We start from the raw sequence: 23,681 nt of genomic DNA on the forward strand, positions 1-23,681 counted from the left end.
CTGACAGGCCACGCCTCGAATCGTCGACTCCAGGACAGGAGTAAAGAGCACCTATGACTCTACTAGTTATAAACTTCCCTTTGATAACACAAGATGAGGGATTCGGATACCCCAACCAAAGCACGAGTGAGTGCGGGTGACGACAATTTAGCGGGCCGATGCTCCCCGCAGGCGGTTTTTGCCAGCTACACTTCATCCCAGAGCGATTGCCGGAGCCGTTGACCATGGACACCACTCAAGCCACCCTGCCCCACCTGTTTGAGCAACTGGGACTGCCCAGCAGCGAGCAGGCCATCAACCAGTTTATTCAGTCCCATCCCCTGAACCAAGCGACGCCACTGGAGCGGGCACCGTTCTGGACCGCCGCCCAGTCGAGCTTTTTGAGTGAGGAGCGCCATCGCGATGCCCAGTGGAGTGAGGTGATCGATACCCTGGATACCCTGTTGCACAAATAGCGTCGCACAACGACAGGCGCCGGCACAGGGCCGGCGCAACTTAGGAGTAACGGACGCCGCTCAGATGGCGTTTTGGTAAGCCTTGTCCCCCCAACCCACCACCTTGCCCTGCTCCAGCACGACCGCGGTGCACTCCTCTTTGGTGGTCTTGCCATCCCCCTTGGTGCGGTGGGTGCGATAGAACAACACCTGCACGTCCTTATCGTCCTGACGGTAGAACTCGTTGAATTCGGCCGTCCCCAACAGCGCCACCACCTGGTCAACACTCATGCCGGGGCTCAGCTGTGACAGCTTCTTACGATTCTCTGTCTCCAGCTTTTTCCAGTGACTGCTGGAGTCACTGTCCCAGCTGTCGGATTCCCAGCCGTCACCGCCAACGGCCACCACACAACCACTCAAACCGAACGCCGCCGCCACAACCATGGGCAACAAAACTTTAGATTGCATCTCTGTCTCCTTGAGGAATGATCATTACCACGGGAGAAAAGCAAGTCCTTTGCCAACTATTTAACCCTTTGAAATTATTTAACTAATGAATATTAACTTGTGAAGGAGTGAGAAAATCCGCCACACTGTTGGCTAAAACCACTAACAGTTAGGCTGACCCCAAACACTCAGGAGGCCCTTATGGATACCCAGATACAACAGGCGCTTAGCCGCCTTCATCACCAGGGGCAAACGGTGTCTCTGGCCACCCTTAAAGGCCAGTTGAGCAGCAACTACCCGATGCCGGTATTGATTCAGGCGGTCAAGCAATACAAGCAGAGTCCGGCGACGGTGCTGGAACTGCCACTTGAGGCCGCCAACAACACCCCGACTGCCGAAGAGGACGATCGCCTCGCCCGGCTGGAACGCCAGATCGAGGCGCTGACCGCCCGAATCGAACATCTGGAAGCCAAGCAGCGCTAACTCAGGGGGTGGCGCTGTAACCAACGGCCGTAGTGGATCAGGCCGGCGGTAGTCGCCAGCCCCACAGCCGCCATCAGATACCACACCATGCCCACCTGGCCGGAGTGATACAGCTGCTCGGTCAGTACTCCCGCACTGAGCCCGGTCTGCTGCTGCAGATGCTGGAAGTACTCCCCCTGGGGAATGGCACCCAGTTGCGCCGTCGTCATGCCGTGCTGAGCCAACGCCTCCCGCGCCAGCGTCTCTTTGGCGCCCCAGGCATCGTAGACCCGTGGACCGATGATCGACTCCGCCACCCAGCCGATACCGTAGGGCAGCTCCTTAAACCCCAAGTACATCGCTTTTTTGTCATCCGGAGCCAGATTGCCAATGAACTTGGAGGAGGTGGGGCTGGCCAGCATCTCACCGGAGGAGAACACCAGCACCGCCAGCACAATGATCCAGGCGTACGTCGACAGCCCCAGGGTCAGCAGCCCCAGCGAACACAGCAAGGTGCCAATCACCAACGACGGTACCGTGCCGATGCGGCCGGCCACCGCCGCGTACAGGAAGCACACCAACATGATCATGCCGAAGTTGATGTTCATGATCCCCTCCGGCAGTACCGCCAGGGTCGCGGGGTCGATGGCCAACACGGCCTGCATCACCGCCCCCGGCTCACGGTCACCAAACAGGCCGGTGACCAGGGTGCGCGTGTCGACCCAGTCACGAATGTACACCGGCAGAACATCGAACAGGGCCATGAACATAAACCAGAAGCCGGAAAACAGCAGGGTGTAACGCATCAGGTGCGGTTGACGAATCTCCCTCCAGGCACTGCGCCACATGCCACTCTGATGCGACACCGCGCGCCGCTGCGCTTTGCCCGGCTCTCGGTAGGTCAGCAGCAACAGGAAATTCAGGCTGATGATGGCTGCACAGGCAAAAAACAGTTTGTCCCAGGCCAGGATGCGCATCTGCGCCGCCAGAATCGGCCCCAACCAGCCGCCAATATTGACCATCTGATAAAACAGTCCCCAGGCCATGGCGGAGTTCTCCCGGGTTGAGCACTTGACCAGGGTGCCCTGAATACCGGGCTTAAAGATGCCAGTGCCAAATGCCAGGGTCGCCGCTCCCAGCAAAAATCCCCAGAACGACGGAAACAGCGCCATGATCAGGTAGGCGCCAATCTTAATTACCGTCGACAGGGCGATGGTTTCCTTGTAGCCGATGCGATCGGCGGTGGCGCCGAAGAACACCGGCACAAAGGACTGAAACAGGGCCCAGGCCAGCAAAATCCAGCTGAAGTCGGTCATGGTCAGGCCCAGCCCCCCCATCGATTGGGCATCGGTGGCGTAGATGCTGGCGGTGGTCTTAACACCATAGAAGGCCAGTCGCTCCACCAGCTCCATGCCGCCGACCACCCAGAAGACATAGCCTAGACTGGCAATGGCAGCGCCGATCCCCAGTTTACTGGCATCGTTCCAGCCACTTGTAGAGGGTTGGGTCATCCTTGAACACTCATAATTTATGAATAAAGTATACAACCTACCGATCGCGCCCTTCAGGTACAAGCTTGCCGTCACCGCCAGCGCCGTTATAATGGCCGCCCCAACCCAACCGGAGTCCCTCATGTACTTGGTAGAACTGCGTTTCGAATGCTTTGATGACACCACCCTGTCTCAGGTGGAGTACGCCATCAATCAGCTGGTGGAAGCCTGGCGTGCCAATGGCCAGATCCTGGGGAAAGAGTTCCCGGTGATGCAGAACCAGGCCGAGTTTCGGCTGCGGGCCCTGTGCCCGGAAGAGGACAGCCTGCACCCGAGATTTCACTCCGACTGGGTCAAGCAGCGGCTGGATAAGCTGGCCGATGCCAGCCTGACCCGCCCCCGTCTCAAGGTGCTGGGGCGCGACATCAACAGCGAAGCCAGCTCACCGGTGCTGCCCAGCAACTGGCAACTGCTGTACACCACCTACGTTCACACCTGCTCACCGCTTCGGGATGGTGAGACCATGATGCCGGTGCCCCTGTACCGGTTGCCGGCGACCTTTAATGGCGACCATAAGGCATTGATTAAATGGCAGAGTGAATGGCAAGCCTGTGATGAGCTGCAGATGGCCGGCAGTGGTGCGGTCGAGTTTGCCGCCCTGGACGAGATCACCCAGGTGGACAGTGCCCTGTTTCGCCGCGGCTGGGATCTGCGTGGCCGCATCGAGTACCTGACCCAGGTACCGACCTATTACTACCTGTACCGGGTCGGCGGTGCCACCCTGGCCGAGGAGAAGGTGCGCCCCTGCCCTCGCTGTGGCAACCCGGACTGGTACCTGGGCGAAACCATTCACGACCTGTTTCACTTCGTTTGCCACGATTGCCGTCTGGTGTCCAACCTGTCCTGGGACCTGATCTGAACCGGCATTGGACTAAAGTCTAAAGGCGAAAACCGCCAATCCTTCCATACTGGCGGTTCGGCTTCGGCAAACGAAGCCTTTCTACTCCCAATCAAAGAGCTTTCGGCGCGGCCGAAGCCCGGGCCGTTTCAGGGCTCCAACGTCTTTGTGCTGTGTCGTCTCCCGCGCCGTCACTCTCGCCACCCGACGCGAAGGAGACGCACCATGATCTATGCCAAACCCGGCAGCAACGATGCCCTGTTCAACTTTAAGCCACGCTACGCCAACTTCATCGGTGGCCAGTGGGTCGAGCCCAGCCAGGGCCGCTATTTTGCCAACACCAGTCCGGTGGACGGCTCCACCATCTGCGACATCCCCCAGTCCTGCGCCGCCGACGTTGAACTGGCTTTGGACGCCGCCCATCAGGCACAGCCCCTATGGGGCGCCACCCCGGCGGCCGAACGGGCCAACCTGCTGCTGAAGATTGCCGACCGCATTGAGGCCTACAGCCAAACGCTGGCTCTGGTGGAAACCTGGGACAACGGCAAACCGATTCGCGAAACCCTGGCCGCCGATCTGCCGCTGTGCGTGGATCACTTCCGCTACTTCGCCGGCGCCCTGCGCGCCCAGGAGGGCAGCATCGGTCAACTGGATCCCAACACCAGTGCCTACCACTATCACGAGCCCATCGGCGTGGTGGGCCAGATCATCCCCTGGAACTTTCCGCTGCTGATGGCAGCCTGGAAACTGGCACCGGCCCTGGCCGCAGGCTGCTGCGTGGTACTCAAACCCGCCGAACAGACCCCGGCCAGCATCCTGGTGCTGATGGAAACCCTGCAGGACTTGCTGCCCGCCGGCATCATCAACGTGGTGAACGGTTACGGTCACGAGGCCGGCCAGGCTCTGGCCAGCTCGAAACGGATCCGCAAACTGGCCTTCACCGGCTCCACCGAGGTCGGCCGCCACATCATGCATCAGGGCGCCGACAACCTGATTCCGGTGACCCTGGAGCTGGGGGGCAAATCCCCCAACATCTACTTCGAAGACATTCTGGATCAGGACGAGGCCTACATCGACAAGTGCGTCGAAGGGCTGCTGCTGGGCTTTTTCAACCAGGGGGAAGTCTGTACCTGCCCGTCGCGGGCGCTGGTGCATGAGTCCATCTACGACCGGTTTATTGAACGGGTGATCGAACGGGCCAAAACCATCAAACAGGGCAACCCACTGGACACCGACACCCAGGTGGGCGCCCAGGCCTCTCAGGAACAGTTCGATAAAATCATGAGTTACATGGAGGTGGCCCGGGCCGAAGGCGCCGAGTTCCTGATCGGCGGCCAGGCCAGCCAGCCTTCGGGGGTGGAGTCCGGCTTCTACGTGCAACCGACCCTGCTCAAGGGCCACAACGGCATGCGGGTGTTTCAGGAGGAGATCTTCGGCCCGACCCTGGGGATCACCACCTTCAGAGACGAAGCCGAGGCACTGGCCATCGCCAACGACACCAGCTACGGCCTGGGCGCCGGCATCTGGACCATGAACCAGAACCGCGCCTTTCGGGTCGGCCGCGCCATCGAAGCCGGCCGGGTGTGGGTCAACTGCTACCATCTCTACCCTGCCCACGCCGCCTTTGGCGGCTATAAGCAATCCGGCATGGGACGGGAGACCCATAAGATGGCCCTTGGCAACTACCAGCAAACCAAAAACCTGCTGGTGAGCTACGATCCCAACCCGCTGGGCTTCTTCTAACCCCTAAAAAAAACGGCCTCGCGAGAGGCCGTTCCTACTACTACCCGGAAAGTGCCGGGCCTCACTGCGCTAAGGGGTTAGGTTCATAGAGGTGGAAATGAAAAGACCATCAGGCAACTCCACCTCAACAGAGAAAGTACCTCCCTCCGGCCCAACGACAAGTCCGGCTCCGTACCAACCGGTGCCACAGGTACTGCGATTATCCGCACGAACCACGTCATCCTCATCTACATGGTAGATAGGCACATTGGTGCTCCGCTGGGTAAAGCTGCTCTGACCCACAACTTCCACATTTCCGTCTGTTTCAAACTTCACTGTGGTGCCGTATGGCACAGGGTTAAAGGTACCATAGGGCGCATCGGGGAAACCGCCATTCTCCGCTACGTCAAAGACGCAGACAGCCACCTTGCCACCGGCAGGAGCAGTTGCCATCCAAGGCGTATCGGTTTCATCATTCCAACAATCAAACCATCCCTCTAGCCCATCATTATCACCATCGACCCCAAGCTCATCGAAGTGGCAGAAATAGACTTCCGGTCTCGCTCCGGACATCACAATCACGCCGGACACATTCAGATCCACCAGTTCCCGACTGCAATCGCCGCTGCTCAGGGGCTCCCCCTGGCACAGCAGGCCGTTGTAGTGGCCGTCGCCACCGTCCCATAGGCCATTCCCGCTGCGGTCAATAAATGACTCAAGGGAAGCAACGCCACTACCATCATCGTGGCTGCCACTTTCGTTGATATCGAAATAGGCCTCGTGCTCATCAATGCCGTCCCACTCGCCCTGATCGTAGAAGCCGTTGCCGTTGGCATCGTCAAAGGACTCCTCTCCCTCGATCCAGGCCGTTACGGTTACTCGACCATCATCAGGACGAGGGTCCTGTGAAACCCAGTCCACATTACAGATGCCATTTTCAGTCAGACAGTTGGCTCCCACAGCGCCGCCTTCGGTCACTACAGAGATGGCGGTACCGTCCGGCACCGGGTTGTTAAAGTGATCGGCGGCATAAACATTGATGCCAACCCGCACCCCGTTATAACGCCACGCCTGGGGGTTAAGTACCGAGAAACTGATGTCGAAGCTGTTCTTATCAGGCAACCCGGTTCCGACTCGCAGCTCCTGGGACACCGCCACGATCAGAGGATCACTGTCCACCACTTCGGCCTTGACCCGAAACGGACCGGGCAGATTCTTGGAGGTCAGGGCAACGGAGACCTTACCCTCGCTGTTGCTCCTGGCTAACAGGGTATTCAGGGAGAACCGGTCACCGCCACTGGCTGGAGCAAAGGCGATGTCCACCCCCTGCTTGGGCTGGCCGTTCTGATCCAGTACCTGGAACACCAGAGTGGTAGTACGCACACCGCCTGTGCCTTCCAGCTGCAGGTAGTCGGGAGTGGCAGAAAGATACTGGATGCTGGCGATGGGCACCGACGCCAGGGGCACGGTAACGCTGTCGGTGGCGGTGCTGCTGCCCAGGCTCAGGGTGGCGGTTATCTGATCCTGCTGCTCACAACCGGTGGAGCGGTAGGTGGCCACCGCCTCGCCGTCCTGGGACAGCACCTGCTCATCGATCTCCGCTTCGCCGCTCAAGGCACAGGCCGATGAGAAGGAGACCGGCAACGGCTCCAGGTAGGGCTGGCCATTGACCGTCAGTGATGCGGTCACTGCCAGGGTGGAGCCATCGGAGAGAATCTGGCCATCGACCAGACTGGTGGTCAGACTCAGCCCCACCTCTATGGCGTTGATCTGGGCGTACATCTGCGCAGCGGCATCGGCATAGCTGGCGGTGATGGCCACCACCCCCTCATCGTTGTCAGCTTGCAGCCGCAGCAGGGCGTTGCCGTCGCTGTCGGTCAGTACCCGACCATCGGCGGGAATCAGGCTGCCCTTATCGGAGTAGACGGTCACCAACTCACCCTGGACATTGGCACCATCGCGTTTGGCACTGAGCTGCAGCACAGCCGCCTTCTGGGCATCAAAACGGGTCTGCTGCGTACAACCATCCAAGGTGTCGGCATAGGGGTCTGGACAACTCCACATACTCATCGTCAGGGAGTGGGCGGCGAAGGTAATGTCATTGCCACTGCCGCCATCGTTGTCGTCCCCGCCATCGGGCCGCCACTGCTCCGGCGGCACCGATTGATCCCGTTGATCCAGGCTGCCATCACCGCCGCACCCAACAGTCATCCCAAATGCACAAAAAAGGAAAACAAAGACCCACAAACCCGTTTGTTTCATCAGAAACACCCACTTAATCCATTAAAGGTGCTCTTTCTATAGTTCAGAGTCGTTCAATTATCAAATTCCAGCCTATTTAATGGCTTAGTATTGGCATTTCATTGTCTGCAGTTGCGCACGTACGACAATTACCTACTAATTTATAGACCTGGGATTAAACCAACACCCAATGCAGAAAATCCCAAACAAATAGACAGTCTAAACCCCTCGGGTAAGCACCATGAGTTTGTTCTCAGACAATTGAAGAGCCTAGGTAATCGGGCAGTGACTGGACCACAGAGTCAAAAACACAAACTGGAATAAAAAAGAGCAACCAATACTCGAAACCGAAGTGATTGCCCCCCCCATTATCGGTGTCGACCAATGGGTCAATCGCTTACCGCCGAGGCTCCGATGGTAAAAACCGGGGCAGCCACTCCTCTTAAAACGGGCAGAAAACGGCATTTGAAAGGGCGGTCACATCGGCGCAGGTCAGAATCAAGTCCACGTCCAACAGGCGCCTTTAAGCGACACCGCTTTCTCGCCATGCGCCGGGTTAACGGCGACCAGTAAGGTCCCCCAGCATCGCCTTAAGCCGGGCCCAGAACCCTGGCCGCGGAGGCGGCAGCGGAGCCGGTTCAGGCATCATCACTCTGGGAGCAATCTGGCCCAACAGCTCAGACAGGTTGTCCGCCAGCTTCTGGTGCGGCTCCTGCCCCGGAACCTCCAGCCACAGGCTGCCGTCGGCATTGTCCATCACCACCATGGCATCCGACTGCTCCATCACCCCCACAAACCAGGTCGCCGGTTGCTTGAGGCGCTTTTTCATCAACGCGTGACCCACCAGATTCTCCTGCAGAAAGGCAAAATCATCCTGGTTCCAGGGCTGCAGCAATTCACCACAGCCAAAGTCGGCATCAAACTGCAGGTTGCCGCCGTAGAAGTGACCATAGAACGCCTGCAGATCCGGGTGTACCGGCAACTCCAATGCCGGCTCCAGGTTGGAAAACGCTCCCAGCGGTTGCTGAGGCACCGCCTGCCAGTGCTGGCCCAACTCATGCTCAGAGACGGCCGCTGGCCCGGCTTCATCGCGGTCGGTTACCGGCAACTGGCCGTGAGTAGACTGCCAGGCGTGGCGAAAACGGTCGAAAAACTGCTCTAAAGCGGCACTGTGGTTCATAGATTCCGGGTCACTGGGGTAGAATAGAGGATTATTGTGCCACGAATCGGAAACGTTATGACAGATCATCACGATCCCTACCAAGGGGCCGACGCCCTGTCGGGATTAACTCTGGGCCAGCAAACCCAGTATCAGGACCAGTACGCCCCAGAGCTGTTGCAAGGGGTGCCAAGGCAACTGAACCGTGATGCCATCGGCCTGGGCGATGCCCTGCCCTTCACTGGCGCCGACATCTGGACCGGTTTCGAACTGTCCTGGCTCAATGCCAAGGGCAAGCCCATGGTGGCCATCGCCCATTTTGCCCTACCGGTCAGCTCCGCCAATCTGGTGGAGTCCAAGTCGTTCAAGCTGTACCTCAACAGCTTCAACCAGACCCGCTTCGACAGCGTCGACGCGGTGCGCGACGCCCTGGCCAGAGATTTGAGTCAGTGCGCCCAGGGCGAAGTGTCGGTGAACATCGTCCTGCCCGATGCCTTTGCCGCCGAACCTCTGGTGGAATTGGAGGGCGAGCTGATCGACGATCTGGACATCAGCATCGACGACTACCAGTTTAATCCGGATTACCTCAGTGGCGCCGCCGGTGACGACGTAGTGGAAGAAACCCTGCGATCCAATCTGCTGAAATCCAACTGCCTGATCACCTCGCAGCCGGACTGGGGCAGCGTCCAGATTCGCTACAAAGGCGGCCGCATCGACCGGGAAAAGCTGCTGCGTTACCTGATCAGCTTTCGCCGCCACAACGAGTTCCACGAGCAGTGTGTAGAGCGAATCTTCATGGACCTGAAACGCTATTGTGGTTGCCAGCAACTGACGGTGTACGCGCGCTATACCCGTCGCGGCGGCCTCGACATTAACCCGTTCCGCAGCGACTTTGAAGCCCTGCCAGCCAACCACCGTCTGGCCCGCCAGTAAGCGGCAATAGCCACACGTTGGCAATGGTTATTTTATAATCAAATTTGCATCCGCAGGCGGGCATTCTGTAGAATGCCCGCCGCCCTGAAGAGCTATAGGAATACCATGTTTAAGCCAGAACTGCTGTCCCCTGCGGGAACCCTGAAGAATATGCGCTACGCGTTTGCCTACGGTGCCGACGCGGTGTACGCCGGTCAGCCCCGCTACAGCCTGCGAGTGCGCAACAACGATTTCAACCTGGACAATCTGGCGACCGGCATCGACGAAGCCCACGCCCAGGGCAAGAAGCTGTACGTGGTTTCCAACATCGCTCCTCATAACAGCAAGCTCAAGACCTACCTGCGCGACATCGACCCCGTGATGCAGATGAAGCCAGATGCGCTGATTATGTCCGATCCCGGGCTGATCATGATGGTCAAAGACGCCTACCCGGATCAGCCGATTCACCTGTCGGTACAGGCCAACGCCATCAACTGGGCCAGCGTCAAATTCTGGCAGCGCCAGGGCATTGAGCGGGTGATCCTGTCGCGGGAACTGTCCCTGGACGAGATTGAAGAGATCCGCATGCAGTGTCCGGAGATGGAGCTGGAGGTGTTTGTTCACGGCGCCCTGTGTATGGCCTACTCCGGCCGTTGCCTGCTGTCCGGTTACATCAACAAGCGTGACCCCAACCAGGGCACCTGCACCAACGCCTGCCGCTGGAACTACAACGTTCACGAAGCCAAAGAGAACGAAGCCGGCGACGTAGTAGCGGTAAACCCGCAAACCGACGCCAGCCAGCCACAAATCGTGCAGCCAACCCTGGGCGCCGGTGCCCCCAGCGATCAGATCGTGCTGCTGCAGGAGGGCAACCGCCCCGGTGAGTACATGCCTGCCTTTGAAGACGAGCATGGCACCTACATCATGAACTCCAAGGATCTGCGTGCCATTCAGCACGTGGAGCGCCTGAGCAAAATGGGCGTGCACTCGCTGAAGATCGAGGGCCGCACCAAGAGCTTCTACTACGTCGCCCGTACCGCGCAACTGTACCGCAAGGCGATTGATGACGCCGCCGCCGGCCGCCCGTTCGACCCCAACCTGATGCTGTCGTTGGAGTCCCTGGCCCACCGTGGCTACACCGAAGGCTTCCTGCGTCGTCACACCCACGACGAGTACCAGAATTACGATTACGGCTACTCGGTGTCCGAGAAGCAGCAGTTTGTCGGCGAGTTCACCGGCGAGCGCAACGCCCAGGGTCTGGCGGAAGTGCTGGTGAAAAACCGCTTCGAGATTGGCAACAGCGTCGAGTTGATGACCCCACAGGGCAATCTCAACCTCAATCTGGAGCACATCGAAAACCGCAAAGGCGAAACCATGGACGTGGCGCCGGGTAACGGCCACACCGTGTACCTGCCGCTGCCGGAAGAGATCGATCTGGGCCATGCCATCCTGATGCGCAACCTGGACGAGGGGCAGACCACCCGTAACCCCATTAAACCGGCCTGAACCCGCGCTGATTAGGCAATCAAAAGGGCACCCCGGGGTGCCCTTTTTGCTTCGGGCTGACTCACAACTAAACTTATGGTAAAGTCGCCGCCCTCTCTCGTAATCGGACCGGAACCATCATGGCGTTAATCATCCTCGACAGCTGCATCAACTGCGACATGTGTGAACCTGAGTGTCCCAATCAGGCCATCACCATGGGTGAGGAGATCTACGAGATTGACCCGGATCGCTGTACCGAATGTGTGGGCCATTACGACAAGGCCACCTGCGTCAGCGTCTGCCCCATCGATTGCATCGACCCGGATCCTGAGCATCAGGAAGACGAGGCCACCCTGATGGCCAAATACCTGATCCTGACCGGCAAGGCCTGAGCACTCAGCCGAACGGCCCTTTCAGCAGCCGGCGACACCAGGGCAGCAGCGACTCCGGCAATGGCGGCAGCAAGCTGACCCGACCCAGCAAGGCTTTCAGCTCCATCGCCAGTTCGGTTTCACCGCTCATCTCCAGCTGTCGCTGAAAAAACAGGCCATCCGCATCCCCCTGGCCAAAAGCCAGAAACGTAAAGGCGCTGAGGCTGCCGTCGAGCAGGGCGTCTTCACTGCCATCGGCCCAGTCAATCTGCCAGGCACCAGCCGTCAACCCCAAAGACACCGCCATCGGCATCCCCCGCAGTTGAATGGCGATCCGTTTGCCTTCCAGAAAATTGAGTTCTCCCTGACGCAGCAAGGCATCGAAACGCAGCTTCAGCACCTGCTGCAACACCAGGGCGATGGGGGTAAGAGGGGGGGTAAAGTGGGGCAGAGAGTGTGTCACCTAAGCATCCGTCATTAGGTCAAAAAACGCATTGTAATTAAGATCTTCATCACAATCAGTGTTCAGGATCAAAGTCTGGTTTCCGGTTTCCGGTAAATTGGCAAAATCCACAAATTCAGTCGAGTTTAAGACATGGAACTTCTGGCTCCGGTCGCCAATCTGGCGGCCCTGGACAACGCCCTGGACGCGGGCGCCGACGCGGTCTACGTCGGCCTGAAAAACGACACCAATGCCCGCAGCTTTGCTGGCATCAACTTCACCGCCGACGAGCTGCAACAGGCCAGCGAACGCTGTCACCAACGCGGCAAGGTGCTGATGGTGGCCATCAACACCTTCCCCCAACCGGGCCAGGAACAGCGCTGGCAGCAAGCGGTGTGCACCGCCGCCGAAGCCGGGGCCGACGCCTTGATCATGGCCGACCCCGGTCTGCTGGCCTTCGCCGCCTGCCACTATCCGGACACCGAGCGCCATCTGTCGGTGCAAGCCAGTGCCGCCAACCTGCCGACCCTGAAACTGTTTCACGAGCAGTTTGGCATCACCCGGGCGGTGTTACCCCGGGTACTGGACATCGACACCGTGGAGGCGATTTGTGCCGACAGCCCGGTGGAGATTGAGGTGTTTGCCGGAGGCAGCCTGTGCGTCATGGCAGAGGGCCGCTGCCAGCTGTCCCACTACGCCAGCGGCCACTCCCCCAACTCCGGCGGCGCCTGCTCTCCCGGTGCGCTGGTGAGCTGGGAGACGCAAAACCACAGCCGCGACGTGCGCCTCAATGGCCACCTGCTGGATCGGGTCGCCCCCAATGAACCCGGCGGCTACCCGACGGTATGCAAAGGCCAGTTTGTGGTCGACGGCAAAGCCCTCTACCCCATCTCCCGTCCCTGTTCCCTGTCCACCCTACCGCTGCTGCCCCGCTTTGGCCGGGCCGGCGTCGCCGCCCTGAAACTGGAGGGGCGCCAACGCAGCCCCTACTACACCCGTCAGGTCACCCAGATCTGGCGTCAGGCCATCGACCGCTGGCGCCACGACCCGGATGGCTATCGCAGCGATCCCCACTGGCAGGGACAATTGAAGCAACTGGCGGAAGGGAGCCTGATCACCACCGGCGCCTACCTCGGCAGCTGGCACTGATAAGGAGCATCGATGAAACTGTCATTAACCCTGAACAGCTGGCCGCTGAGCCGCCAACAGCAGCAACGGCAACTGGAGCAGCTCAACCAGTTGAGCGTCGACCGGGTCTACCTGGGGGAAACCGTGTGTGAAAAGCGCGACCGGCCTGCGCTGCGCAGCCTGCTGGAGTACGCCGAGGTCGCCAGCCACAGTGGCAAGCAGGTGGTGCTGTCGACCCTGAATCTGATCAACGGCCCGAGGGAACTGAAGCTGCTGCAACAGATCTGCCATCAAACCGAGTGTTTGGTGGAGGCCAGTGACCTGACCGCCGTGCAGCTGATGGCGGAGCAGAAACGGCCGTTTCTGGCCAGCGCCAACCTCAATCTGTACAACCTCGACAGCCTGAGGTGGATGCAAAGCCTGGGCGCCATCGGTTTTACCCCGCCCATCGACATCAGCGATGACAACGCCGCGGTGCTGATCGCCCAGGCCCGGGAGGCACTGATTACCCCCTTGTCGGCGGAGATGATCGGCTTCGGCTGGCCGGTACTGGCGGTCTCAGCCCGCTGTGCCACCGCCCGGATTCAGGGGCGCAACAAAGCCCACTGCGACAAAATCTGCCAACAGCGGTCACTGCCGCTGGCCTCCACTTTGGAGGGCCAGGAGATGCTGCACATCAACGGGCCTCAGACCCACGGCGCCATCCCGGTTGACCGGCTCGACGCCATCCATTATTGGCAACAACAGGGAGTGGAGTGGATGCGCCTGGTGCCCGGGCCCGGCCTGGACGCCGATTGGCTAACCCAACTTAGTGAGGATCTGGCCGCTGCGGCTCCGCTTCGCCGTCACGAAATACCAGTACCAACGCATAAAACAACCACAGGGTAACGGAAACCAGCAGCAACCACCCCAGCAGGGCCGGCCACCAGATCAGTGGCCGCTCGGCCCCAAACAAACCGAAGGGGTAGCGATCCTGCAACACCAGCATGGCGTCGTCTCGAAACAGCAGATTGGAGGCAAACAGCGCCGCCGCCACCGCCGGTACCACCCCCCAGCGCGGGGGTTTGTCCACCAGGATAGAGCGGCAATAAAACAGGGCGCAGAGAATGGTCATGGCGTAAAACGCCATCATCGCCTTGGAGTGTAGGGCGCCGACGTTGACCGGAAACAACCCACAGCCGGACAAGCACAGGCTCAGCAACACCCCGCACACCAGCAGTGGAGATCGAAAGCTTCTGTTGATTAGCCAGTTACTGAAGATAAAAGACAAGGTCAGCGCCAAGCCGCCGAAAAACAGCCCGCCATTCACCAGCACCGCCAGAGGCGAGGTGCCGTAACGCCCCAGCTCAGACAGGCTGTGATTCAGGAAACTGAACGATTCGCCACTCTCCCCCTGGTACACCAGCGCGGCAATCAAAGAGGGCAACAGCAGCAGAGCCAGGGCGGCAATGCCGATGCGATTAGTCAGTCGAACCAGTGGACGGTGCTGAAATTTCATACTTTTTCCGCTTTGCGCAATGCTGCACAGTGTACCTGCTCCGAGGAATGGAGCAAACCGCGGCGGCGCAGTCTGACCCCGCACCGCCGGGAAGGAAGGGTTTACTGACGCACGGTGTAGTCGCCGACACCCAGCCACTTGTAGGTGGTCAGCGCCTCCAACCCCATGGGGCCACGAGCATGCAGCTTCTGGGTGCTGACCGCCACTTCCGCACCCAAACCAAACTGACTGCCATCGGTAAAGCGGGTGCTGGCATTGATGTACACCGCCGCCGAGTTGATACAGGCCGCAAAGTAGTGGGCCACCGCCATGTCGGCGGTCAAAATCGATTCAGAGTGATCACTGGAGTGGGCCCGAATGTGGTCAATGGCCTGCTCGACATCGTCCACTACCTTAATGCCCAGGGTCAGGGACAACCACTCACGGTCATAATCGCCCTCTTCGGCGGGCGCCGCCTCAATCAGCGCCGCGGTGCGGGCGCAGCCCAGCAGCTTCACCCCCTGGGGGGCCAGTCGCGCCTGCAACGCTGGCAACAGAGTCCCGGCCACATCAGCGTGCACCAGCAGGGTATCGAGAGCGTTGCACACCGTCGGCCGCTGAACCTTGGCGTTTTCAATCACCGCCAGCGCCTTGTCCAGATCGGCGCTGACATCCACATACAGGTGGCAGATGCCGATGCCACCGGTAATCACCGGTATGGTGGCCTGCTCTTTACACAGCTGATGCAGGCCGGCGCCGCCGCGGGGAATGATCATGTCCACGTAACGATCCAGCTTCAGCAGTTGGGCTACCAGGGCCCGATCCGGGTTGTCAATAAGGCCGATGGCTGCCTGGGGCAGGTTATGCTCAGCCAGGGCCCGGTGAATCACCGCCACCAGCGCCAGGTTACTGCGCCGGGTCTCCTTGCCCCCTCGCAAAATCGCGGCGTTACCGGTTTTCAGCGCCAACACCGCGATGTCGATGGTGACATTGGGCCGCGCTTCGTAGATCACCCCGACCACGCCCAGGGGGATGCGGCGGCGGCTCAGGCGCATGCCGTTATCCAACAGCTTGCTGTCGATGTCCTCGCCCACAGGATCCGCCAGGCCGATGACGGTCTGAATGTCACTGCAGATCGCCTCCAGTCGCTGCGGCGTCAGCAGCAGTCGGTCCAGCATGGCGTCGTCCAGTCCGGCGTCGCGGGCATCGGCCAGATCCTGGCCATTGGCTGCCAGAATCTCCTCCTGAGCGGCACCGATGCCATCGATGATGCTGGTCAGCAGGGCGTCTTTCTGGGGGCGGCGCAGCGACATCAGGGCAAAACTGGCCTGGCGGGCCGCCTGGCCCAGATTACTCAATTCGTTATTACTCATAGAATCACCAAATCATTGCGATGCACCGCCACGGTGCCGTAACTGAAGCCAAGGTGCTGCTCAATCTGATCCGAGTGGCAGCCCAGAATCTTGGCCAGGCTGGCGCCATCGTAACGGGCAATGCCACGGCCGATGATGCGGCCGCTGTGGTTGCAGATGTCGATGGTGGCGCCACGCTGAAAAGATCCGCTCAATGCCACAATTCCCTTGGGCAATAAGCTGGATCCCTTATCCACCAAGGCACGCACCGCCCCCTCATCGACGGTCACCGAACCGGCACTGGAGGGTGCCGCCAGCAACCACTGCTTGCGGGCATCCAAGGGCTGGGCATCGGCGCAGAAACGGGTACCGACCGACTCACCCAGCACCAGTCGCTCGATCACCCCTTCGCTGTGGCCGGCGGCGATCGCCACCGGAATCCCGGCCCGCTGAGCCACATCGGCGGCTTGCAGCTTGGTGGCCATGCCTCCGGTGCCCAGGTTGGAGCCACTGCCACCGGCCAGCTTTCGCAGCTCGTCGGTGATGCGATTTACCTCGGAAATCAACTCGGCCTGGGGGTTGGAGCGGGGATCGGCGGTAAACAGCCCCTGCTGGTCGGTCAGCAGGATCAGTTTATCGGCGTCCGCCAGCATCGCCACCAGCGCCGACAGGTTGTCGTTATCCCCCACCTTGATCTCGGCCGTGGCCACGGCGTCGTTCTCGTTGACGATGGGCACAATGCCAAAATTAAGCAGTGCATGCAGGGTGTCTTTGGCGTTGAGGTAGCGCTCCCGATCGTCGAGATCGGCCCGGGTCAGCAACATCTGTCCCACGTGCATGCCATAGAGGTTAAACAGGTGTTCCCACTGTTGAATCAGATGACTCTGCCCTACCGCCGCCAACATCTGTTTGCTGGCCACGTTATTGGGCAGACTCGGCTGTCCCAGATGCTCCCGCCCTGCGGCGATGGCACCGGAAGTGACCAGTATCACCTCGCAGCCGCCGCGTTTCAGGCGAGCCATCTGGCGCACCAGTTCAACCATGTGGGCCCGATCCAGACACTCCCCCCCAGAGGTAAGGACACTGGTTCCAAGCTTAACCACCACGCGTTTATAGGACGTTGATAAAGAAGACATCGTACTGACAGTTAAAGACACATCTCTCCTTTATAACCCAGGGCTCCTCAAAGCACATCTTAAAAACGCAAAAAGGCGCCCCTAAAAGGGACGCCCATCACGACTCGTTGCTTTTTTATACGACTTGCTTATAGGAAGGCGTATTTCAGGATAAAGGCGATCGCCAGAACGGCCACTGCGGGGTTCAGAGCCCGGAACCGGCCGGTCATCAGTTTCAGTGCCGCATAGCTGATGAAGCCCACGGCGATGCCGTGAGAGATGGAGTAGCTCAACAGCATCACCAGGGTGGTCAGTACCACCGGCGCCGCTTCGGTCAAGTCTTCCCAGTCTACGCCCACCAGGCCGGACATCATCAGGATGGCGACGTACAGCAGGGCTCCGGTAGTGGCATAGGCAGGCACCATCCCCGCCAGAGGTGAGAACAGCAGGCAGGCACAGAACAGCAAGCCCACGACCACCGCAGTGAGACCGGTCCGGCCGCCAGAGGCGACACCGGCGGTGCTTTCCACGTAACTGGTGGTGGTGGAGGTTCCCAGCATGGCGCCGGCAATGGTGGCGCTGGAGTCGGCAAACAGCGCCTTGCTCAGGCGAGGCAACTTGCCCTGATCGTCAAGCATGTTACCGCGCTGCGCCACCGCAATCAGAGTACCGGAGGTATCAAACAGATCCACAAACAGGAAGGCAAACACCACAGACAGCATGCCCACCTCCATGGCGCCGGCCAAGTCCATCTGCATCAGGGTCGGCATGATGGACGGCGGCGGGGACATGATGCCGGTAAACTCCTGCTTACCAAACACCAGCGCCAACACGGTGACCGCCAGAATGCTGATCAGTACCGCCGCCTTGAGGCGGAAATGAACCAGGGTAATCACCAGCAGGAAGCTGAGCATCGCCATGATGCTTTCGAAGCGGGTGACATCCCCCAAAGACACCAGAGTCGCCGGATTATCGACGATGATCCCTGCACTTTGCAGGCCGATAAACGCCAGAAACAGGCCGATGCCCGCAGCAATACCCAGTCGCAGCGACATGGGAATCGCGTTAACGATCCACTCACGAACCTTGATGACCGACAGCAGCAGGAAGCACAGACCGGACAGGAATACCGCCCCCAGGGCTGTCTGCCAGGAGTAGCCCATCTGACCGACGACCACAAAGGTGAAGAATGCGTTCAGGCCCATCCCGGGTGCCAGAGCGATAGGGTAGTTGGCCACAAAGCCCATAATGAAACAACCGATGGCAGCTGCCAGACAGGTGGCCACAAATACGGCCCCTTGGTCCATTCCGGCAATGGCCAGCATCGATGGGTTTACGAAGATGATATAAGCCATCGCCAGGAAGGTCGTCAGTCCGGCGATCACCTCTTGGCGCGCGCTGGTACCGTTGGCCTTCAGCTTGAAGAGCTTTTCCAACATAGGATGTCCTAATTTTTTAGTATTTTATAATTTGAGTACAGAGTCGCACTGCCTGGGGCAGTTGCGGCGCAATTATGCGGATTTCGCCACATTTCAGCAAGCAAAAGGCCAAAATGATGGCAAAACTGTTATGAAAATGCTCAGGAATGTGATCGGGATTAGCGCAGTAAATCTCAGGCCGCCGACGACGGATACCGCCGACATGAACGATCTCGGGCCCGTTTTAAGGAACAGCGCCATGAAAAAGGGATAAAAAAACGCCGGCAACAAGGTTGCCGGCGTCAAGGATGACAAAGTCGGACCGTACAACCATCGGCGAATCCCGCCAATGGCACAGATGGGGTCTAAAACAAGTAACTGATGAAATTACAAGGGGTGAAGCTTAGCGAACGTAATAGATTGCGGTCGCGTTCCAGCCGGCGGATGACCAGCTGCCATACAGGTTAACGGTGTAACCAAATTGGGTGTTCATAATGTATGCTCCGATAGTTGCTAACACTGATTCGATAGTGGTGCAGTTCCTTGGCACAGCGACTCGGTTCCCTGGAGATACGGTTGCCTCGGCAGAGTGAGGCAGAATAACGGCGTGGCCGTTACGGTTTCTCTTAGCGAGCGAAGTAGATCGCGGTGGCATTCCAGCTCATGTTGGACCAGCTGCCGTGAAGAGAAACGTTGTAAGCGAATGAGTAGTTCATTGTGTATGCTCCGATAGATTGCTAACACTGATTAAATAGTGGTGCGGTTCCTTGGCACAGCGACTCGGTTCCCTGGAGATACTGTTGCCTCACCGAAGTGAGGCGGGTAACGGTGTCCGTTACCGTCCTTCTTAGCGAGCGAAGTAGATCGCAGTCGCGTTCCAGCTCATGTTTGACCAGCTGCCGTGAAGGGAAACGTTGTAACCAAATGGGTAGTTCATAATTGTTCTCCGATAAAAATGCTAACACCTAGTGAAAGTGGTGCAGTTCCTTGGCACAGCTTGCTCAGTTCCTTGGAGAAACTTTTGCCTCAACCCTTTGAGGCAAGAAAACCAATCTGGTTTTACTAGGGGGAGTTGCCTCCCGACAGTTGCTATAATACCGTTTTGTAATTTTATTACAAGTTTTTCTGTGAATTAATTTAAAAAAACCGACATTCCTGAAAGTTTATTACATGATAACCAATATGAATGGACCTGGTGCGCGTGATGCAATTCACAAACCACACCGGAACCACCACATCACCCGCAGAACAAGCCCAGCGCACCGATCAAGATCACAGTTTGAACTCCGTTCGCTACAGGCTGACGGTCGACTGTCGGTGTTGAGAGAAACATCGAGGCAGAAACCGCCGTTACCGTGACTCCGGCGCCCATGCCCCAGCACCGACGCATTCACAGAAAGGACAGTCCAGGGTTACCGATTTGAACAAACGGCACTGCGTCCGGAGCCCCATGGGCAACAGGCAGGAGCCGGGCCCCTGCCTGGGTGATCGAGTTACAGCTCGGACATCATCGCCAGCAGCGTGGTCAGCGGCCGGGCCGTGGGCTTGCCGTACAGCGGATTACTGGCTTCCACGGCACTGGAGGCGATATCCACATGCAGATAGGGGATCGGCTTGTCGCTAGCCAGGTGGTATTGATCCAGGCCCGAGGCCTGAAGCAGAAACGCCAATGGGAACTGGTGGCCACGACTGATGTTGACCGACGCCCCGTTGTTGGACGACAGCAGGTCTTCCGACTCGCTGCGAGGGGCTACCTGAGCAAAATCTTCCCGCCTCAGGGTCGACAGCTCCACGGGTTCGGCCCAGCGTTCACCCAGTTGTTGCATCACCCGCCCTAACTGGCCGCGACGGGCTACGCTGTTCTCCACCACTCCGGTATAAGGACCATACGCCCGGCCCACATGACCGGTCAGGGTGGCCAAAGAAAACACTCTGGGGTTGACCGCCTTCTCGGCGTCCTCGCGCAGGTGCGACAGCAGATCCGCCAGCACCAGCCTCCCTTCAGCATCGGTGTTGCCAATGCGAACCCGGGCACCGGCATGGCCGGTGATGATTTCATCGGGCACAAAGGCGTCACTGCCGATGCTGTTGCGGACCAGACCCATCTCGGCGATGATGCGAATCCCGCGCGGGCGCAACATCGCCACCGTCTTCATAAAGCCAGCGGTAGCCGCCGCCCCACCTTTATCCCGACTCATACCCGCCATGGAACCGCCCACCTTCAAGTCGGCGCCACCGGTATCGTAGGTCACCCCTTTTCCTGCTATCAGCCAAGTCTGATGAATCTCTCCCTCGGGGCAGTACTCTACCCGCACCACCCGGGCACTGTGACGCGCCACGGCAAAACTGCTGCGGGCCACGGCACTGAGCAGGGGGTAATCCCGCACCAGTTGCTCAGCATCATCAATGATAGAGACATCCAACGGATCCTCCTCAAACAGGGCCAGACAATAATCCGCAAACGCCGGCGGTGCCATCTGTTCGGGATCGCCCCCACACAGATCCCTGGCCGCCACCCGCCCCTGTTCGAGCGCAGTCAGCCGGTCCACATCCTGGCCGTCCACCAGACCGACCCGAACCTGGGTGGCATCCTCCACATCCGGATTCAGGTACAGCCCCTGACCGCAACCCAGGGCCGCGACATCGGCGCCATGCAGGTAGCGGGCATCGGCGTCCGGTCCATCCACCAGCAACAGGACATTGCGGGCACCGGCGCGGTAAGCCATCTTGATGCCGGTTTCTGCCGCTTCATAGAAACGTCGGACATCCTCATAGTCACTGTCCAGATCGCCGGTGGGCGACAACACCAGTCTGCCACCGGCCAACCCCGGAGCCAGCAACAGGGTCGCCTCGTTGCCGATGCGTTGATCCACCGACGCCGCATGCTGAATCAACTGGGCCACCTCAGGCCAGTCGGCCAGCACAAATCGATCGCTGACCACCAATACCGCGTCCCAGGGGGACTGACCAAACAGCGCATCCCGCTGCTGTGTACTGAATGTTACCTGTGCCATAACGTTGTGTTTCCTTTATAAATCCCTTCCTGGCCATGATAGCAACTCCCCGGGTCCTTCGCCCGCCAGAGAGGGTGTCAACCTGAGCTGCCAATTGGCCACGACCGCTCCCGGCGGCCCACAGCGGATGTGGTACACTGCCCCGACCATTTTTTTCGGCGAATACAGGAGTAATTGCTTGTGCAGTCACTGAGTTCCTTGAGCCCACAACCATTGTGGCGCTGGTTTGAAACCATCTGCTCCATCCCACACCCCTCCAAACATGAGATTGCACTGCGCAATCACATTGAGAGCTGGGCAAAACAAAAAGGGTTGACCACCCAAATCGACAACGTGGGCAACCTGATCATCTCCAAGGCTGCTACCGCAGGCATGGAGAACCGCAAAGGAGTCATTCTGCAGGCCCATCTGGACATGGTGCCGCAAAAAAACGCCGATACCGATCACGACTTCACCCGCGACCCGATTCAAGCCCGCATCGACGGCGACTGGGTCACGGCCACCGGCACCACCCTGGGTGCCGACAACGGCATCGGCATGGCGTCGGCCCTGGCGGTTCTGGAAGCCGATGACCTGCAGCACGGTCCACTGGAAGTACTGCTGACCATCGATGAAGAGGCGGGCATGACCGGTGCCTTCGGTCTGGAAGGCGGCGTCCTCAGCGGAGAGATCCTGATCAACACCGACTCCGAAGAGGAGGGGGAGGTGTACATGGGCTGTGCCGGTGGTGTCGATGCCGCCCTGACCGTGGCGACTCCCCGTGAAGCCGCCCCGGCGGATCTGCACAGTTTTGACATCGCCCTAACCGGACTCAAGGGCGGCCACTCCGGCTGCGACATCCACCTGGGACGAGGCAACGCCAACAAACTGCTGGCCCGTTTTTTGTTTGGACACGCCGACGAACTGGAGCTGCGCCTGTCCAGCATCAACGGCGGCACTCTGCGCAACGCCATCACCCGTGAAGCCTGGATGTCGGTGCAACTGCCGGCGACCAAGGTCGACCTGCTGGAGCAGCGCATCAGCCAATACCGGGCGATTCTGCAAAACGAACTGGCCGCCACCGAGCCCGGCCTGGCTCTGACCCTGCAGGCGTCCGACAAAGCCGGGCAGGTGTTCGATGCCGCCGCTCAGGCCAAGCTGATTGCCCTGATGCACGCCGCGCCCAATGGCGTGATCCGCATGAGCGACGAGTTTGATGGCGTGGTGGAAACCTCGCTGAACATGGGGGTTGTCACCACCGGTGACGATCACGTCGAGATCCTGTGCCTGATCCGCTCCACCATCGACAGTGGCCGGTCCATGGTGGAAAACATGCTCAAAGCCCTGGGCCAGTTGGCCGGCGCTGAGCTGGTGCTGTCCGGCGCCTACCCCGGCTGGAAACCCGACGCCAGCTCCCCCATCATGACCGTGGTACGGGAAACCTATCAGGGCAAGTTCGGTACCCTGCCCAACATCATGGTGATTCACGCCGGTCTGGAGTGTGGTTTGTTTAAGAAGCCTTATCCAAACCTCGACATGGTCTCCATCGGCCCGACCATCCGTTTCCCGCACTCACCGGACGAGAAAGTGGAGATCGCCACAGTGGACAAGTACTGGCAACTGCTGACCGAAGTGCTGAAGGCGATTCCCGCCAAATAACCCGGCACCCATTAAAAAGCCGTCCCGTTGGACGGCTTTTTTCTGCCCGACGGTGTCAGATCAAACCTTTCTTTTTCACCGCGGGCTTGTTGTGCTCCAACACCAGCATCTCCACTAGGTCGCCAGGCGCCTCGCGGCAGCTTTGCAGCAACGCCTCTTGTCGCTGAGTCTCGCAGGCGTTGACAATTTCGAGGCCCTTATCCTTGCCAAACCGACGCATCAGATACCCCATGGCGTTGTCTTCGGCGTAACTGAGCAGCACCTTCACCTTATCGGCGTTGCCCTGATCCTGATAATAGATCACCGTGCGGCAAAAGGTTTTGTCGCCAATGTACTGAGTGAAATAGTCGGAATCCCGCATCGGTTTTTGCTGGTAGAAGCCATACCCGAGGCCGTAACAGACCCCCACCACCAGCGTCAACAGACTCGCCGACACCAACAGTTGTTTCGCTAAGGTTCTCATCCTTAACCTCCTT

At 59.3% G+C, this 23,681-nt stretch carries 21 protein-coding genes; 10 read left to right on the forward strand and 11 right to left on the reverse strand.

The window, feature by feature from the left end; genetic code table 11:
* Positions 1–224 precede the first annotated feature (224 nt).
* Positions 225–455, forward strand: a complete 231-nt coding sequence (locus BLT77_RS02880; RefSeq protein ID WP_090361725.1) for a DUF2789 domain-containing protein — start codon at positions 225–227, stop codon at positions 453–455.
* A 60-nt stretch (positions 456–515) separates the two neighbouring features.
* Here the strand turns inward: BLT77_RS02880 and BLT77_RS02885 are convergent, their stop codons facing one another.
* Positions 516–902, reverse strand: coding sequence for a DUF3192 domain-containing protein (locus BLT77_RS02885; protein WP_090361729.1), 387 nt, complete (start codon positions 900–902; stop codon positions 516–518).
* A gap of 180 nt (positions 903–1,082) precedes the next feature.
* Here BLT77_RS02885 and BLT77_RS02890 point away from each other — a divergent pair, with 180 nt between their 5' ends.
* Positions 1,083–1,364 (forward strand): lipase chaperone, encoded by a 282-nt coding sequence (locus BLT77_RS02890; protein ID WP_090361732.1) that lies wholly within the window; start codon positions 1,083–1,085, stop codon positions 1,362–1,364.
* Here BLT77_RS02890 and BLT77_RS02895 read toward each other — a convergent pair.
* Positions 1,361–2,854: an MFS transporter gene (locus BLT77_RS02895; RefSeq protein ID WP_090361735.1), complete on the reverse strand. Its 1,494-nt coding sequence runs from the start codon at positions 2,852–2,854 to the stop codon at positions 1,361–1,363. The two genes, BLT77_RS02890 and BLT77_RS02895, sit on opposite strands and share 4 nt — an antisense overlap.
* A gap of 121 nt (positions 2,855–2,975) precedes the next feature.
* Here BLT77_RS02895 and BLT77_RS02900 point away from each other — a divergent pair, with 121 nt between their 5' ends.
* Entirely contained in the window at positions 2,976–3,752 is a 777-nt protein-coding gene (locus BLT77_RS02900; protein WP_090361739.1) for a Zn-ribbon-containing protein, read from the forward strand.
* Between the two features lie 204 nt (positions 3,753–3,956).
* Positions 3,957–5,474, forward strand: coding sequence for an aldehyde dehydrogenase family protein (locus tag BLT77_RS02905; RefSeq protein ID WP_090361741.1), 1,518 nt, complete (start codon positions 3,957–3,959; stop codon positions 5,472–5,474).
* A 69-nt stretch (positions 5,475–5,543) separates the two neighbouring features.
* Here BLT77_RS02905 and BLT77_RS02910 read toward each other — a convergent pair whose 3' ends face one another.
* Positions 5,544–7,664, reverse strand: a complete 2,121-nt coding sequence (locus tag BLT77_RS02910) for an Ig-like domain-containing protein (protein ID WP_143026543.1) — start codon at positions 7,662–7,664, stop codon at positions 5,544–5,546.
* 586 nt (positions 7,665–8,250) lie between these two features.
* The gene (gene syd, locus BLT77_RS02915) at positions 8,251–8,874 is read right to left on the reverse strand and encodes a SecY-interacting protein (protein ID WP_176819169.1); all 624 of its coding nucleotides are present in this window, start codon (positions 8,872–8,874) and stop codon (positions 8,251–8,253) included.
* 57 nt (positions 8,875–8,931) lie between these two features.
* Between syd and queF the strand changes: the two genes are divergently transcribed.
* The 3 genes from queF to BLT77_RS02930 all read left to right on the forward strand — a co-directional run bounded on the left by queF (position 8,932) and on the right by BLT77_RS02930 (position 11,642).
* The gene (gene queF / locus BLT77_RS02920) at positions 8,932–9,786 is read left to right on the forward strand and encodes an NADPH-dependent 7-cyano-7-deazaguanine reductase QueF (protein ID WP_090361750.1); all 855 of its coding nucleotides are present in this window, start codon (positions 8,932–8,934) and stop codon (positions 9,784–9,786) included.
* A 105-nt stretch (positions 9,787–9,891) separates the two neighbouring features.
* A complete protein-coding gene (gene trhP / locus BLT77_RS02925; protein ID WP_090361753.1) occupies positions 9,892–11,271 on the forward strand; it encodes a prephenate-dependent tRNA uridine(34) hydroxylase TrhP in 1,380 nt (459 codons plus the stop codon).
* Between the two features lie 119 nt (positions 11,272–11,390).
* On the forward strand, positions 11,391–11,642 hold the full coding sequence (locus BLT77_RS02930) for a YfhL family 4Fe-4S dicluster ferredoxin (RefSeq protein WP_090361756.1): 252 nt from the start codon (positions 11,391–11,393) through the stop codon (positions 11,640–11,642).
* 4 nt (positions 11,643–11,646) lie between these two features.
* Here BLT77_RS02930 and ubiT read toward each other — a convergent pair whose 3' ends face one another.
* Complete coding sequence (ubiT, locus tag BLT77_RS02935) at positions 11,647–12,084, reverse strand: ubiquinone anaerobic biosynthesis accessory factor UbiT (RefSeq protein WP_090361759.1); 438 nt, start codon at positions 12,082–12,084, stop codon at positions 11,647–11,649.
* Between the two features lie 132 nt (positions 12,085–12,216).
* Here ubiT and ubiU point away from each other — a divergent pair, with 132 nt between their 5' ends.
* Positions 12,217–13,212 carry a ubiquinone anaerobic biosynthesis protein UbiU gene (ubiU, locus tag BLT77_RS02940; RefSeq protein WP_090361762.1) on the forward strand — a complete coding sequence of 332 codons (996 nt, stop codon included), beginning with the start codon at positions 12,217–12,219 and terminating at the stop codon, positions 13,210–13,212.
* 12 nt (positions 13,213–13,224) lie between these two features.
* Positions 13,225–14,079, forward strand: a complete 855-nt coding sequence (locus BLT77_RS02945) for a U32 family peptidase (RefSeq protein WP_090361764.1) — start codon at positions 13,225–13,227, stop codon at positions 14,077–14,079.
* Here BLT77_RS02945 and BLT77_RS02950 read toward each other — a convergent pair.
* From BLT77_RS02950 to BLT77_RS02970, 5 genes are all read right to left on the reverse strand, one after another.
* A complete protein-coding gene (locus tag BLT77_RS02950) occupies positions 14,000–14,689 on the reverse strand; it encodes a hypothetical protein (protein WP_090361767.1) in 690 nt (229 codons plus the stop codon). The genes BLT77_RS02945 and BLT77_RS02950 overlap by 80 nt on opposite strands.
* Positions 14,690–14,790: 101 nt before the next feature.
* Complete coding sequence (locus BLT77_RS02955) at positions 14,791–16,041, reverse strand: glutamate-5-semialdehyde dehydrogenase (protein ID WP_090361770.1); 1,251 nt, start codon at positions 16,039–16,041, stop codon at positions 14,791–14,793.
* Positions 16,038–17,156 carry a glutamate 5-kinase gene (gene proB, locus BLT77_RS02960; RefSeq protein ID WP_090361772.1) on the reverse strand — a complete coding sequence of 373 codons (1,119 nt, stop codon included), beginning with the start codon at positions 17,154–17,156 and terminating at the stop codon, positions 16,038–16,040. Before proB ends, BLT77_RS02955 begins: the two co-directional genes overlap by 4 nt.
* Positions 17,157–17,284: 128 nt before the next feature.
* Positions 17,285–18,574 (reverse strand): NCS2 family permease, encoded by a 1,290-nt coding sequence (locus BLT77_RS02965; RefSeq protein ID WP_090361775.1) that lies wholly within the window; start codon positions 18,572–18,574, stop codon positions 17,285–17,287.
* A gap of 1,472 nt (positions 18,575–20,046) precedes the next feature.
* A complete protein-coding gene (locus BLT77_RS02970; protein WP_090361779.1) occupies positions 20,047–21,567 on the reverse strand; it encodes a M17 family metallopeptidase in 1,521 nt (506 codons plus the stop codon).
* Between the two features lie 180 nt (positions 21,568–21,747).
* On the opposite strand from BLT77_RS02970, the gene BLT77_RS02975 reads away from it, so the two are divergent.
* Positions 21,748–23,205, forward strand: coding sequence for an aminoacyl-histidine dipeptidase (locus tag BLT77_RS02975; RefSeq protein ID WP_090361782.1), 1,458 nt, complete (start codon positions 21,748–21,750; stop codon positions 23,203–23,205).
* Between the two features lie 55 nt (positions 23,206–23,260).
* On the opposite strand, the gene BLT77_RS02980 is transcribed toward BLT77_RS02975, so the two are convergent.
* The gene (locus tag BLT77_RS02980) at positions 23,261–23,668 is read right to left on the reverse strand and encodes a hypothetical protein (RefSeq protein WP_090361785.1); all 408 of its coding nucleotides are present in this window, start codon (positions 23,666–23,668) and stop codon (positions 23,261–23,263) included.
* Between the last annotated feature and the right edge of the window lie 13 nt (positions 23,669–23,681).

This window comes from Ferrimonas sediminum (assembly GCF_900100175.1).
In the GTDB taxonomy this organism is placed as follows: domain Bacteria; phylum Pseudomonadota; class Gammaproteobacteria; order Enterobacterales; family Shewanellaceae; genus Ferrimonas; species Ferrimonas sediminum.

Bases quoted from the DNA above. Each gene is read 5' to 3' on its own strand.
- syd (WP_176819169.1), bottom strand. From the start codon at position 8,874: ATGAACCACAGTGCCGCTTTAGAGCAGTTTTTCGACCGTTTTCGCCAC.
- BLT77_RS02910 (WP_143026543.1), bottom strand. From the start codon at position 7,664: ATGACTGTTGGGTGCGGCGGTGATGGCAGCCTGGATCAACGGGATCAA.
- BLT77_RS02980 (WP_090361785.1), bottom strand. From the start codon at position 23,668: ATGAGAACCTTAGCGAAACAACTGTTGGTGTCGGCGAGTCTGTTGACG.
- BLT77_RS02905 (WP_090361741.1), top strand. From the start codon at position 3,957: ATGATCTATGCCAAACCCGGCAGCAACGATGCCCTGTTCAACTTTAAG.
- BLT77_RS02950 (WP_090361767.1), bottom strand. From the start codon at position 14,689: ATGAAATTTCAGCACCGTCCACTGGTTCGACTGACTAATCGCATCGGC.
- BLT77_RS02890 (WP_090361732.1), top strand. From the start codon at position 1,083: ATGGATACCCAGATACAACAGGCGCTTAGCCGCCTTCATCACCAGGGG.
- trhP (WP_090361753.1), top strand. From the start codon at position 9,892: ATGTTTAAGCCAGAACTGCTGTCCCCTGCGGGAACCCTGAAGAATATG.
- BLT77_RS02930 (WP_090361756.1), top strand. From the start codon at position 11,391: ATGGCGTTAATCATCCTCGACAGCTGCATCAACTGCGACATGTGTGAA.
- BLT77_RS02945 (WP_090361764.1), top strand. From the start codon at position 13,225: ATGAAACTGTCATTAACCCTGAACAGCTGGCCGCTGAGCCGCCAACAG.
- proB (WP_090361772.1), bottom strand. From the start codon at position 17,156: ATGTCTTCTTTATCAACGTCCTATAAACGCGTGGTGGTTAAGCTTGGA.
- ubiU (WP_090361762.1), top strand. From the start codon at position 12,217: ATGGAACTTCTGGCTCCGGTCGCCAATCTGGCGGCCCTGGACAACGCC.
- BLT77_RS02885 (WP_090361729.1), bottom strand. From the start codon at position 902: ATGCAATCTAAAGTTTTGTTGCCCATGGTTGTGGCGGCGGCGTTCGGT.
- BLT77_RS02880 (WP_090361725.1), top strand. From the start codon at position 225: ATGGACACCACTCAAGCCACCCTGCCCCACCTGTTTGAGCAACTGGGA.
- BLT77_RS02955 (WP_090361770.1), bottom strand. From the start codon at position 16,041: ATGAGTAATAACGAATTGAGTAATCTGGGCCAGGCGGCCCGCCAGGCC.
- BLT77_RS02970 (WP_090361779.1), bottom strand. From the start codon at position 21,567: ATGGCACAGGTAACATTCAGTACACAGCAGCGGGATGCGCTGTTTGGT.
- BLT77_RS02965 (WP_090361775.1), bottom strand. From the start codon at position 18,574: ATGTTGGAAAAGCTCTTCAAGCTGAAGGCCAACGGTACCAGCGCGCGC.
- queF (WP_090361750.1), top strand. From the start codon at position 8,932: ATGACAGATCATCACGATCCCTACCAAGGGGCCGACGCCCTGTCGGGA.
- BLT77_RS02900 (WP_090361739.1), top strand. From the start codon at position 2,976: ATGTACTTGGTAGAACTGCGTTTCGAATGCTTTGATGACACCACCCTG.
- BLT77_RS02895 (WP_090361735.1), bottom strand. From the start codon at position 2,854: ATGACCCAACCCTCTACAAGTGGCTGGAACGATGCCAGTAAACTGGGG.